Here is a 12,578-nt window from a genome sequence, read left to right as displayed (position 1 = left end):
CGACATCGACAGGCCGGAGAACCGGGATCTGTTTGTGGGTACCGTACGACCACGGCGTGGCTCCGCCGCGGAGGCGGCGGGCGCGAAGGGGTACGGATGGACTGGGTGTGGTGGCTGGTCGTCGCGGTCGTGGTGACGGTGCTGCTGTTCGTGGCGTTCGCGCTGCTCCAGCGCCGCCGTCGGTCCGGGGGGATCGTCGTCGACCGCAAGGCCCGGAGGCGGCAGTGAGCCTGGTCATGCGTGCGGGTGAGATCACGGGACGGCCGGTGGTCACACTCGACACCGCAGAGGACGTCGCCGAGGTCAAGGACTGGTCGACTCCGCTGACAGCCTCCGCGCCGCCGAGGGCGACCACGAGCAGCGCGTCGTGGCCGGCGACCTCGAGGAGCCCGCCGGCGAGTGACCACGGTCGGGCGGGGGCTCAGTCCCTGCGCTCCTCCCGCACGTCGTGGGTCCAGCGCAGGTGGTAGGTGCCCTCGTCATCCGTCCGGTGATAGGTGTGCGCACCGAAGTAGTCGCGCTGCGCCTGGATCAGGTTGGCCGGCAGCCGCTCGCGGCGCACGCCGTCGTAGTAGCTCAACGCCGAGGTCAGCGCGGGCGCCGCGATGCCATGGTCGACCGCGAGGTTGACGACCCGTCGCCATGCCGCCTGGCCCTCGGCGACCCCGTCGCGGAAGTAGTCGGCCAGCAGCAGGTTGTCCAGGTCCGGCGCGTCGTCGTAGGCCTGCTTGATCCGGTCGAGAAACTTCGCCCTGATGATGCAGCCACCCCGCCAGATCGTGGCGACGCTGCCCAGGTTGAGGTCCCACCCGTACTCGTCCGAGGCCGCCGCCAACTGCTCGAAGCCCTGCGCGTAGACCACGATCTTGGCGGCGTACAGGGCCGCCCGCACGTCGCCGACCAGCCCGTCGACGTCGATCCCGCCGCCCGGCGTGGGCCCTGCGAGCAGCGACGCGGCGTGCCGCCGCTCGTCCTTGCGTGACGACACGGCGCGGGCGTACACCGCCTCGGTGATCGCGGTGGAGGGCACGCCGAGCTCGAGCGCGAGCTGCGCGGTCCAGCGGCCCGTGCCCTTCTGCTCCGCCTCGTCGACGATCACGTCGACCATCGGCTGGCCGGTGCGCGGATCGGCGGTCGCAAGGATGTCGGCGGTGATCTCGATGAGGAAGGACTCGAGGTCGCCGGCGTTCCAGTCGGAGAACACGCGGGCGAGCTCGTCGGTGCCGAGCCCGGCGCCGTGGTGCAGCAGGTCGTAGCACTCGGCGATCAGCTGCATGTCGGCGTACTCGATGCCGTTGTGTGCCATCTTGACGTAGTGGCCGGCGCCGTCGGGGCCCAGGTAGGTGCAGCACGGAGTGCCGTCGACCGACGCGGCGATCGTTTCGAGGGTGTCACCGACCTCCTCGTAGGCGTCGGCGCGCCCGCCCGGCATGATGCTCGGTCCGTGCAGGGCCCCCTCCTCGCCGCCGGAGATGCCCGTGCCGATGAACCGCAGGCCGCGCTCGGCCAGGTCCCGTTCACGCCGCCGCGTGTCCTCGAAATGGGCGTTGCCGCCGTCGATGATGATGTCGCCCTCGTCGAGCCTGTCGGTCAGCTCGTCGATCACCGCGTCGGTGCCGGAGCCGGCCTTGACCATCAGCAGCAACCGCCGTGGCCGCTCGGCGGCCTCGAGCAGCTCGTCGATCGTCTCGGCCCCGACGATCGGTCCGTCGTCGCCGTGCGCTGCGAGGAACTCAGTCATGCGCTTGGTCGTGCGGTTGTAGACGGCGACGCCGATGTCGTGGCTGGCGAGGTTGCGGGCCAGGTTCTGGCCCATCACTGCCAGGCCGATGACGCCGATCTGTGCTGTCTGGGTCATGACGTCTCCAGGTCCTCCAGGTCGTCGGGTGTGCTGCGGGCGATCATCGACGCCCACCACAGCAGTGGCAGCTGCAGGGAATCCGTATCCACGCGACGGCCGGGCCGCCGAGCCAGCCAGGCAGTCCGCGGTAGCCGCCATCGACGGCCGCCTGCACGGTGGCGATCCAAACGCCGGCGAGGGTCACGAACGCGAGTGCCCCACCGGTGCGGGCCGTCTCATGGGAGACCAGCAGTGTCGCCGAGCCGAGCTCCGCCACCGTCGCCAGCCGGTTGAGCAGCTGGGGGCCGCCGGGCAGCCACCGGGGGATGGCGCGCTCGAACGCCTCCGGCAGCGCGACGTGCGCCAGGCGCGTGGCCGTCAGCAGCGCGGCCAGCAGCCACCGTGACCACCGGGCGCGCCGCCGCGTGTCCGTGCTGACCGACATGGACGGCTCAGATCTCCGGCAGGCTGAACCGGTCAGCATCCTGTGGCAGGTGCCACCTCCGCGGCGCGATCAGGTCGTTGGCGGCCGCTGGGCCCCACGACCCCTGCGGGTACGGGTGCGGATCGCCGATGTCCAGGATCGGCTCGACCAGCTCCCACGTCCGGGCGATGCCGTCGGTGCGGGTGAACAGGGTGCGGTCGCCGAGCAGCGCGTCGTGGATCAGCCGCTCGTACGGCCCGATCAGCTGGCTGCCGGTCTCGCCGTAGGTGAACCGCATGTTGGTGCGTCCGAGCCGCAGGGCAGGGCCGGGCACCTTGGCGAGGAAGCTGAAGCCCGCGCCCCCACCTGACAGGTCGAACGTCAGGTGGTCGCGCTCCAGGCCACTGTCGGGCACCTCCGGGAACATCGTGGCCGGCGGCCGCCGGAAGCCCAGCGTGACCAGCTGCTTCCTGTCGGCCATCTCCTTTCCGGTGCGCAGGAAGAAGGGCACGCCGTCCCACCGCCAGTTGTCGATGTGCACCCGCGCCGCCACGTACGTGTCGGTCCCGGACCCCTCGGCGACGCCCTCGAGGTCGCGGTAGCCGTCGTACTGGCCGATGACGACGTCGTCGGCGGCGAGCGACCGCATCGAGTCGAACACCTTGAACTTCTCGTCGGTCAGCGGGCCCGAGCGCAGCCGGACGGGTGGCTCCATGGCGACGATGGACAGCACCTGGAAGAGGTGCGTCACCAGCATGTCGCGGATCGCACCGGTCTGGTCGTAGAAGGCGACCCGGTTGTCGACGCCGAGGTCCTCGGGCACGTCGATCTGGACGTGGTCGATGTGCGCGCGGTTCCACATGGCCTCGAAGGCGCCGTTGGCGAAGCGGAACGCCAGCAGGTTTTGGACCATCTCCTTGCCCAGGAAGTGGTCGATGAAGTACGCCTGATCCCCGCGCAGCACGCTGTGGACCGTCTCGTCGAGCTCGGCGAAGCTCGCGGGATCGGTGCCGAACGGCTTCTCGAAGACGACGCGCGCCTCCTTCGCGAGCCCGGCCTCGCCGAGGCCGGCGGTGATGCGCCCGAACGTGCTCGGTGGGGTGGACAGGTAGAGCAGGAGCTGCGGGTCGTCGGTGAACTGGCGGGTCGCGTGGGCGACGGCGTCGGACAGGACCTGGGTGTCGCCGGGGCGGAAGTCGGTGGACACGAAGCTCAGGTGCTGCCGGAAGCGTGCGAAGCGGTCCTCGTCGAACGCGCAGCGCTCGTGCTCGACGACCGCGTCACGGGCCAGCTCGCGGAACTCCTCGTCGCTCACCTCGCTGCGCGCCGTGCCGAGCAGGTGCCAGTGCGCTGGAAGGAGGCCCTCCTCCTCCAGGTTCCACAGCGCCGGCAGCAGCTTGCGCTTTGACAGGTCGCCGTTGGCGCCGAACACGACGAGCAGTGTGTCCGGTGGCGTACTCGGTTGATCCATGACGACCTCTCGACGCACGATGCATGCACGTACCTACCCCACCTGGCCGCCGGGCGTACCACCGATGCGACGACGACCTGCGCGGGGAGCGCGCGCCGGTCGCGAGTGGGTGCACCCAGATGCGCTCAATGGTCGGGGTGGATGGCCGCGCCGGACGAGCCGCACCACACCGCCGAGGTGCGCCGTGCGTTCGAGCTCGCCGTCGACCAGCTGACCTCACGCGGTGCCGATCTGGTCACCATCGTCGCAGAGGCGCTCGTCGAGTCCGGCAACCTGTGACCCTGGTCGAGGCGGCGCGTAGGCTCGGACGAGATGGCCGGCCGCCGTACCAACCTGGCGCTGCTCGTCGCGCTCGTCGTCGCGATGGGCACGGGCGTCGGCGCGTTCGCCGTCGGCACCGCCGCCGGGCGGGCGGTCGTCGTCGCGCACGGGATGGCGGGCCTCGCCGTCGTCCTTCTCACTCCCTGGAAGCAGCAGATCGTGCACCGGGGCCTGCGCCGGCCACATCGTGCCCACCGGGCGGGGCTGGCGCTGCTCGTCCTCGTCGCCGTCACCGTCGCTGGGGGGATCGCCCACGCCGCGGGGGTCACGTCGCTGCTCGGCATCACCGCGATGCAACTGCACGTCGGTGCTGCGCTGCTGGCGGTCGTCCCGGCGGCGTGGCACGTGGCGACCAGGCCGGTCCGACCGCGTCCCACCGACGTCGGTCGTCGGGCGACGGCACAGGCCGCCGGGTTGACCCTCGCCGCCGGCGCTGCCTGGTGGGCGGCCGACGGCCTCTATGTGCTGCGCGGCGCGCGCAGGCGGTTCACCGGCTCGCACGAGCGGGGCACCGACGCACCGGAGCGCATGCCCGTGACGCAGTGGCTGTCCGACACGGTGCCGGCCATCGACACCGGGGCGTGGTCGGTGACGATCGACGCGCCGGGGTCGGCGCGGCGCCTGTCGCTGCGGGACCTGCGGGTGCTGCCCGCGGTGCGGCGGCGGGCCGTCCTCGATTGCACGGGCGGGTGGTACGCCGCGCAGACCTGGTCGGGGGTGCCGTTGTCGGCGCTCGTCGCTGCCAACGTCGGCCGACGCCTGGTGGTGACCTCCCTCACCGGCTACGCGCGCGCGTTCCCCGTCGCGGCGGCCGGTGACCTGCTGCTCGCGCTCGACGTGGCCGGAGCCCCGCTGTCGTCAGGCCACGGTGCGCCGGCGCGGCTGGTTGCGCCCGGCCGGCGGGGGTTCTGGTGGGTCAAGTGGGTGACGCGCGTCAGCGTCGACGACGTGCCGCCGTGGATCCAGCCACCGTTCCCGGTGCAGTGACGGGTTCCCAGCGATCGCGTACCGGAAACGGGGAGGCGAGCCGAGATGACCGACGCGGTGGCAACGGTCGCCGACGACGTCCATGACGCGCTGATGGCGGCGTCACCCGTCGACGCCAGCCTGCTTGGCGACCACCGCTTCGACACAGCGGTGCCGGACGTGTCGCCCGCCGGGATCGCCGCCACCCGACGGCGCCTGACGGCCCTGGCCGACCGGCTCGGACGGATCGATCGCGCGGCATCCTCGACCACTGACCGCGTCACCCTGGACGTCGCGGCCCACGCCGTCGCGCACGCCACCCACGACCTCGACGACCGCTACCTGCAGACCGCCGCCGGCCCGATGACCTCGGGCGCCGGCATCGGCTCCGCAGCGGCAGGGCTGCTGGCCGCCCTGCCGAAGCTGGTGCTGCGCGACAGCGCGCACGCCGAGGACCACCTGACACGGTGCCGGCGCATCCCCGGGTGGCTGGCTGATGCCGAGGCGCAGCTGCAGACCGGTGTGGCCGGTGGCTGTGTGCCGCCGGCCCGCCTGGTGGTCGCGACCGTGCGCATGATCGACCGCTACCTCGCGACCGATCAGGCGCACGATCCGCTGCTGCTCGCCGCGCCGCCCGGCCAGCCGGACCCGCGACGGTGGAGGACCGCGCTCGGCGACGTGCTCGCCACCCACGTGCGCCCCGCGCTGCGGCGCCACAGGCGCGTGCTGGCCGACGACGTCGCGCCGGTGGCACGGCCCGACGACGCGGTCGGACTGGTCCACCTGCCCGACGGCGCGGAGCTGTACGCCGACGCGGTCCAGCTGCACACGATGACCCGGGGCACACCGGAGCAGCAGCACAAGCTCGGCCTGGACCTGGTCGCCGCCCTCGCCGAGGAGTACCGCGAGCTTGGGGGACGCGTGCTCGGCAGCACGGACCTGAACGAGATCCTCCGCCGGCTGCGCGACGATCCGGCGCTGCGCTTCACGACCTCCGAGACGGTCCTGGCGACCGCCGAGGCGTCGCTGCGCCGCGCCGAGCGGGCGATGGGGGACTGGTTCGACGGCATGCCACGGATCCCCTGCGAGGTGCGCGGCATCCCCGCGCTGGAGGCGCCCGAGTCGACCATCGCGTACTACCAGCCGCCGGCCGTCGACGGCAGCAGGCCGGGGACCTACTACGTCAACACCACCGAGCCACACCTGCGCACCCGGTTCGAGGCCGAGGCGCTGGCGTTCCACGAGAGCGTCCCGGGGCACCACACCCAGATCGCCACCGCCATGGAGCTGGATCTGCCGATGCTTCAGCGGGTGCACTACCTGACGGCCTACGCGGAGGGCTGGGCCCTGTACGTCGAGCGCCTCGCCGACCAGATGGGCCTGTACAGCGACGATGTCAGCCGGCTCGGGATGCTGTCGTTCGACTCCTGGCGTGCCTGCAGGCTGGTGGTCGACACCGGTATGCACGCGTTCGGCTGGTCACGACTGCGGGCGGTCGCGTACATGCGCGACAACAGCCCACAGGCGCCGTCGAACATCGCCAACGAGGTCGACCGCTACATCGGCTGGCCCGGTCAGGCGCTGGCCTACATGGCCGGTCGCATCCGCATCGACACGCTGCGCGACCGCGCGCGCCGTGCGCTGGGCCGCCGCTTCGACGTCGCCGGGTTCCACCGGGTGGTGCTCGGGCACGGCGCCGTGCCGCTGCACACGCTCGGGCAGCTCGTCGACGCATGGATCCGCAACCGGACAGCCTGAGCGCGCCACCTGACGCAGGCGAAAGTCTTTCGAAACAGGGGCGTTCGATCCCCGATCGTGCGGTCGGCGGGCCGTCCGTGCGTGCCACTATCGTGTCCCACGCCGGACAGCGAGCCGGCCGAACCGCCACCGAACGACTCGGATCCGCGTGACGCCCGTGATCACCTTCCTCTCGGACTTCGGTCTCACCGACAGCTACGTCGGGATCTGTCGCGCCGTCATCGCGGGGATCGCGCCTGGCGCCACGGTCGTCGACCTGGTCCACACCGTGCCGGCCCGGGACGTTCGGCGGGGGGCCGTGCTGCTGGCCGACTGCGTGTCGGTCGCACCCGCGGGCATCCACCTGGCGGTGGTCGACCCCGACGCCGATGCACGTCCCGGCGTGGTCGTCGAGGCCGGCGGAGCGCTGCTCGTCGGCCCCGACAACGGGCTGCTGCTGCCCGCAGCCGACGTGCTGGGCGGCGCCGTGGCCGCGCATCAGCTGCGCGACCCGCGATGGCACCGCACCCCGGTGTCGCCTGTCTTCCGTGGCCGTGACGTGTTCGGCCCCGTCGCGGCGCACCTCGCCAACGGTCTGGCCCCCGACGCGGCCGGCCCCGCCCTGCCCGTCGACGACCTGCAGCGGCGACGGGGTCTCGACGCCGACGTGGGCCACCGGCGCATCGCGGCCCCCATCCGCAACATCGACTGCTACGGCAACGTGCAGCTGACCGTCACCCAGGCCGATCTCCGACGCGCCGGCCTCGATAGTGGCCAGCCGGTGCGTGTCGGCACGCCCGGGGAGACCGTCGAGCTCGCGCGCGTGGCCAGCTTCTCCGACCTCGGGTCAGGCGAGCTGGGCATCGTCGAGGACTCGTTCGGTTGGTTGGCCATCGTCGCCGGCGGCGCCGACGCGGCGGACCGGCTCGACCTGCGCGCGGTGGACGCGGTCCGGCTGGGAGACGGCTGATGGGTGACCGACGGGGTGACGTGGGCGTCACCGAAGCGCATCCGCATCACGACGCGGGCGGGCACGTGTGTGACCACCCCGCACCGGCCCCCACGGTGGTTCCTGCCACCGTGCGCCTGGACCGCCGGGTGGTCTGTCGACTGGCGGGTTGGTACGCCATCTCGCGCATCGTCGTCTGGGCGGCCGTGCTCGGTGGATGGACGCTGCGACCGGAGCTGTCGCTCCACGCGCTCCTGCGGCGGCTGGACGCCAGCTGGTACATCGACACGGCGCGCGGCGGCTACGTGGCGCAGGCCGCGACCCCCGACGCGATCGCCGCCGACCCCGGCGTCCTGCGCGGTGCGTTCTTCCCGCTGTGGCCGGTCGTCGCGCGCCTCACCCGGCCGCCGGGCGTGTCGCTCGAGGTCAGCGCCACCGTCGTGGTGACCCTGCTGGGCTTCGGCGTGGTGGTCGGGTCGTGGCTGCTCGTCGCGCGCCTGGCGGACCGCGCCGCCGCCGACCGCGCCGCCCTGCTGGTCTGCGTGTTCCCAGGGTCGTTCGTGCTGTCGATCGCGTACGCGGAGGCGCTGATGCTGTGCCTGGTCGTGGCGTGCCTCCTGGCGCTGACCCGGCAGCAGTGGCTGATGGCCGGTCTCGCCGCGGCGCTGGCGACCGCCACCCGGCCCAACGCGATCGCACTCGTCGCGTCGTGCGCGTGGGCGGCGGCGGTGGCGATCCACCACCGCCGGGAGTGGCGCAGCCTGATCGCGCCCGCGCTCGCCCCGGTCGGCGTGCTCGCCTTCCACGGCTTCCTGTGGTGGCACACCGGCCGGGCCGACGCGTGGGACCTGATCCAGCGCCAAGGCTGGGAGGAGCGGGTGGATCTGGGCGTCCGCAACGGTGAGCGCCTGAGCACGCTGGTGCGCTGGGACGATCCCGACCCGGGGACGGTGCTCATCGGGCTCGGCGCCGTCGTCGTCCTGGTGGGGGCGTGGGCGCTGTGGCGCTGGCGCCCCCCGCTCACCCTGCCGCTGTACGCCGCTGGGGTCGTCGGGCTTGCGCTCGTGGCGCACACGCTCGGCCCGCGGCCGCGGTTCGTGTTCACGGCGTTGCCGCTGGTCTGGGCGCTGGCCGTGTGGCTGCGCGGCGAGCGCTTCCGGTTGCTGATCCTTGGATCGACCGGGGGCCTGGCCGTCGTGAGCGTCATGTACATCGTCGGCAGCGTCGCGAAGCCGTAGGCCATGTCCCCGGCAGCCGGTTGGCGGACCGCGGATGGCGTGCGCCGCACGCTGGGCCGGCTGGTCACCCCGCCGCGGTTCCCGCCGTTCCGGCCGGGGACGTTCCGCAGCTGCATGCACGACCCGGCGCCTGCGTCATGGCTTGGCATCGCCCTCGGGGCGGCGTTCGGCATCTGCTTCGTCACGGGCATGCTGTCGCACCTGATCCAGAGTGGCGGCAGCCTGCTCGCCCACGACGTGGTGAGCGGCGGAGGCTGGCAGGCGTGGCCGACCGCCGGCGGGCAGCTGTACCGGGTGACCCAGGGCCTCCACGTCATCACCGGGATCGCGGCCGTCCCGCTGCTGTTCGCCAAACTGTTCGTCGTCTATCCCCAGCTGTTCACGCGGCCACCGGTGCGCAGCGTCCGCCACGCCGTCGAGCGCATGACGCTCCCGCTGCTGGTCGGCGGCAGCATCTTCATGCTGGTCACGGGTGTCCAGAACGTCATGTACTGGTACCCGTGGGGCTTCTTCTTCCCGATCGGGCACTACTGGGCCGCGTGGGTGACCATGGGCGCCCTGCTCGCCCACGTCGGCGCGAAGGCGTCGATCGCGGCGTCGGTCGCGCGCCGGGGCCCGCCCACCGACGTCGACGCCGACGACGCCGTCGCCGCGACCGACGACGTCGACGGGCGAGCCGCCGGCGCCACCCTGCCCGCTGAGGGTGGGCTGACCCGCCGGACGGTTCTGACCGCGACGGCCGCCGTGTCGGGCCTGGTCGCCGCCGCATCGGCGGGCGGCACGGTGCGGCCATTGGCACGCCTGGCCGTGCTCAACGCGCGGTCTCCCGGGATCGGTCCCCAGGGCTTCCCCGTCAACACGTCCGCTGCGGCGGCGCGCGTTGAGCAGGCGGCGATGTCCCCGGGCTACCGCCTGCGCATGGCGGGTGGTGCGGGCGGACCGCTGGAGCTGTCGCGCGACGACCTGCTGGCGCTGCCCCAGCACGAGGCGGTCCTGCCCATCGCGTGCGTCGAGGGCTGGTCGGTGGTGAAGCGGTGGACCGGGGTCAGCGTTGCGACGCTGCTCGAGCGCGCCGGCGCCGCGCCGGGCGCCCGCGTTCGGGTGCTGTCGCTGCAGTCGGGCGGCTTCTACCGTGCCAGCGACCTGACGCCCGAGCTGACAGCCGACCCCGACACCCTCCTCGCGCTCCGGGTCGAGGGCGAGGACCTGCACCTGGATCACGGCTTCCCGGTGCGGCTGATCGCTCCGAACAACCCCGGGGTGCTGCAGACCAAGTGGGTTGGCGAGGTGCGGGTGCTGTGAGCGGTCGACAGGCTGACGGGCTGGACACGCGGGTCGAGGCCGTGCCCGGCTGGCTGTTCTGGGGTCTGACGGTCATGGGTCTCGCCGTCATCACCTTCGGTGTCTACGGCATCCTGATCCACCAGGGCACGGGGATCCTGAACGTGCGGGTGCGGCCGCTGTTGACGTGGATGATCGGCGCGCTCGTCTTGCACGACCTGCTCTTCGCCCCACTCGTCCTGCTCGTCGGCCGTGGCCTGCGACGTGTGCGGCCGCGTGCGCTGCGAGCGCCGCTGCAGGTCGGTCTGGCCGCGTCCGCGGTGGTCACACTGGTGGCGTTCCCGCTGGTGCGCGGGTACGGGGCACGCGCGAGCGATCCGTCGCGGCTGCCGCTGAACTACACCGTCGGCTATGGTGCGCTGCTCGCGGTCGTGTGGCTGTTCTGCGCGGCCTGGGCGTGGTACCGGGCGCGCGCTGCAACCGGCCCGGACCGCAGAAGCTAGCGCGCGGAGGAGCGACAGCATGCAGGTGCTGGTCACCGGCGGCGCCGGCTTCATCGGCTCCCACGTGGTCGACGCGCTCGTCAGCGAAGGGCACCGTGTGCGCGTGCTCGACATCCTGTCGGATGCCGCGCACGCCGGACGACCGACCTACCTGCGCGACGACGTCGACTACGTCGAGGCGGACCTGCTCACGGTCGCTGACCGCCCGCGGGTCGTGGCGGGCGCCGACGCCGTGGCGCACCTGGCCTCGCGGGTCGGGCTGGGCAAGGACGTCCTCGACGCCCCCGACTACGTCCGCGACAACGACCTCGGCACCGCCGTGTTCCTGCGGGCGCTGGCCGAGGCTGATGGCACCGGCCGGATCGTGCTTGCCAGCTCGATGGTCGTCTACGGGGAGGGACGCTACCGGGCGCCGGACGGTCGCCTGGTCCGTCCCGGCCCCCGCCGTCCCGAGGACCTCGACGCAGGGCGGTTCGAAGCCCGTGACCCTCAGACGGGCCAGGACCTCACGCCGGAGGCCGTCGGCGAGGACGCGCCGGTCGACCCGCGCAACACCTACGCAGCGACAAAGCTCCACCAGGAGCACCTGTGCCGTGCCTTCGGCATCGAGCGTGGCGTGCCGGTGACCATGCTGCGCTACCACAACGTCTACGGTCCGCGCATGCCCCGCGACACGCCGTACGCGGGCGTTGCGAGCATCATCCGCAGCGCCTACGAGGCGGGTCGCGCAGCACAGGTGTTCGAGGACGGTCGTCAACTGCGCGACTTCGTGCATGTGAGCGACGTGGCCGACGCCACCGTCCGCGCGCTGCTGGTCGACCCGCCCGTCGACGGTGCCGTCAACGTCGCGAGCGGCGACCCGCGAACCGTGCTCGACATGGCCCGGGCGCTGCGTCTGGCGTTCGGCGACGGGGCGCCGGCGCCGGAGGTGACCGGGCGGTGGAGCGCCGGCGACGTCCGCCACGTCTTCGCCGATCCCCGCCGCGCGCAGCGCGAGCTGGGGTTCACCGCCCGGGTCGCCTTCGCCGACGGCATGGCGCAGTTCGCCACCGCGCCGCTGCGCGCCTCGCTGGTGGCGGAGCAGCGCCGGTAATGGCCGAGGTCGTCGCGGTCCTGCCGGCGCTCAACGAGGCTGACGCGCTGCCGGAGGCGCTGGCTGGTGCCCCGACGTGGCTCGACGTCGTGGTGGTCGACAACGCATCGACCGACGACACCGCCGCCGTGGCCGCGGCGCTTGGCGCCCGCGTCGTCCACGAGCCGTTCCGGGGCTACGGCGCCGCCGTGCAGCGGGGCCTGGCGGCCGCCGACGGCGCGACGTACATCACCATCCTCGACGCCGACGCGACCTTCGACTGGGCCGACCTCGATGCGCTGCTCTCACCGTTGCGCGCGGGCCAAGCCGACGTCGTGTTCGGCCGACGTGTGCCAGCGCGCCGGGAGCCGGGCGCCATGCCATGGCACGTCGGCGTCGCCAACGCCGTCCTCGCGCGCGTGTGCGGCCGTATCGCCGGCACCGACCTGCACGACATCGGTCCGTTCAAGGCGTTGCGCGGCGACGTGGTCGCCACCATCGGCGCCCGCGACCGCACGTACGGCTGGCCCCTGGAGTTCGCGCTGCGCGCCGCCCACGCCGGCCTGCGGCTGGGACAAGTCGACGTCGCCTACCGTCTGCGCGCCGGCGTGTCGAAGGTCACGGGCCGACCGTGGCCGACGGTCAAGACGGCTGCCAAGATGCTGTCCGTGCTGCTCCGTCAGGCGGTCGCCCTCCGGCGTGCTGCGGACGCCGCCACGCCGGCTCCGCCCTCCCTACCATGACATCCTGACCAGGCGCCAGGATGATCCCCGACG

Annotated in this window: 13 protein-coding genes; 10 read left to right on the top strand and 3 right to left on the bottom strand. The window is 72.9% G+C overall.

Annotated elements, in window-relative coordinates:
• Positions 1-96 precede the first annotated feature (96 nt).
• The gene (locus VK923_13320) at positions 97-228 is read left to right on the top strand and encodes a hypothetical protein (protein ID HSJ45654.1); all 132 of its coding nucleotides are present in this window, start codon (positions 97-99) and stop codon (positions 226-228) included.
• Between the two features lie 193 nt (positions 229-421).
• Here the strand turns inward: VK923_13320 and gndA are convergent, their stop codons facing one another.
• Genes gndA through zwf form a run of 3 tightly spaced genes read right to left on the bottom strand, consistent with a single transcriptional unit; the run spans position 422 to position 3,735 of the window.
• Entirely contained in the window at positions 422-1,858 is a 1,437-nt protein-coding gene (gene gndA / locus VK923_13315) for an NADP-dependent phosphogluconate dehydrogenase (GenBank protein HSJ45653.1), read from the bottom strand.
• Positions 1,859-1,901: 43 nt separating this feature from the next.
• A complete protein-coding gene (locus VK923_13310; protein ID HSJ45652.1) occupies positions 1,902-2,285 on the bottom strand; it encodes a hypothetical protein in 384 nt (127 codons plus the stop codon).
• Positions 2,286-2,292: 7 nt separating this feature from the next.
• Positions 2,293-3,735, bottom strand: coding sequence for a glucose-6-phosphate dehydrogenase (gene zwf / locus VK923_13305; GenBank protein ID HSJ45651.1), 1,443 nt, complete (start codon positions 3,733-3,735; stop codon positions 2,293-2,295).
• Positions 3,736-3,876: 141 nt separating this feature from the next.
• Here zwf and VK923_13300 point away from each other — a divergent pair, with 141 nt between their 5' ends.
• The 9 genes from VK923_13300 (at position 3,877) to VK923_13260 (ending at position 12,545) form a co-directional block, all read left to right on the top strand.
• Positions 3,877-4,014: a hypothetical protein gene (locus VK923_13300; protein ID HSJ45650.1), complete on the top strand. Its 138-nt coding sequence runs from the start codon at positions 3,877-3,879 to the stop codon at positions 4,012-4,014.
• Between the two features lie 33 nt (positions 4,015-4,047).
• Positions 4,048-5,043 carry a molybdopterin-dependent oxidoreductase gene (locus tag VK923_13295; protein HSJ45649.1) on the top strand — a complete coding sequence of 332 codons (996 nt, stop codon included), beginning with the start codon at positions 4,048-4,050 and terminating at the stop codon, positions 5,041-5,043.
• A gap of 45 nt (positions 5,044-5,088) precedes the next feature.
• Entirely contained in the window at positions 5,089-6,780 is a 1,692-nt protein-coding gene (locus VK923_13290) for a DUF885 domain-containing protein (GenBank protein HSJ45648.1), read from the top strand.
• Positions 6,781-6,928: 148 nt separating this feature from the next.
• Positions 6,929-7,729, top strand: a complete 801-nt coding sequence (locus VK923_13285) for an SAM-dependent chlorinase/fluorinase (GenBank protein HSJ45647.1) — start codon at positions 6,929-6,931, stop codon at positions 7,727-7,729.
• Positions 7,729-8,946 carry a hypothetical protein gene (locus VK923_13280; GenBank protein ID HSJ45646.1) on the top strand — a complete coding sequence of 406 codons (1,218 nt, stop codon included), beginning with the start codon at positions 7,729-7,731 and terminating at the stop codon, positions 8,944-8,946. Before VK923_13285 ends, VK923_13280 begins: the two co-directional genes overlap by 1 nt.
• Positions 8,947-8,949: 3 nt before the next feature.
• Positions 8,950-10,248 (top strand): molybdopterin-dependent oxidoreductase, encoded by a 1,299-nt coding sequence (locus VK923_13275; GenBank protein ID HSJ45645.1) that lies wholly within the window; start codon positions 8,950-8,952, stop codon positions 10,246-10,248.
• A complete protein-coding gene (locus VK923_13270; GenBank protein HSJ45644.1) occupies positions 10,245-10,730 on the top strand; it encodes a hypothetical protein in 486 nt (161 codons plus the stop codon). Before VK923_13275 ends, VK923_13270 begins: the two co-directional genes overlap by 4 nt.
• A 19-nt stretch (positions 10,731-10,749) precedes the next feature.
• Complete coding sequence (locus VK923_13265) at positions 10,750-11,823, top strand: NAD-dependent epimerase/dehydratase family protein (GenBank protein ID HSJ45643.1); 1,074 nt, start codon at positions 10,750-10,752, stop codon at positions 11,821-11,823.
• Complete coding sequence (locus VK923_13260) at positions 11,823-12,545, top strand: glycosyltransferase family 2 protein (GenBank protein HSJ45642.1); 723 nt, start codon at positions 11,823-11,825, stop codon at positions 12,543-12,545. Before VK923_13265 ends, VK923_13260 begins: the two co-directional genes overlap by 1 nt.
• The last annotated feature ends 33 nt before the right edge of the window (positions 12,546-12,578 follow it).

The organism is Euzebyales bacterium, from assembly GCA_035461305.1.
In the GTDB taxonomy this organism is placed as follows: Bacteria; Actinomycetota; Nitriliruptoria; order Euzebyales; family JAHELV01; genus JAHELV01.
The sequence above is the reverse complement of the archived record's forward strand: the minus strand, read 5'-3'. Positions and strand labels throughout refer to the sequence as shown.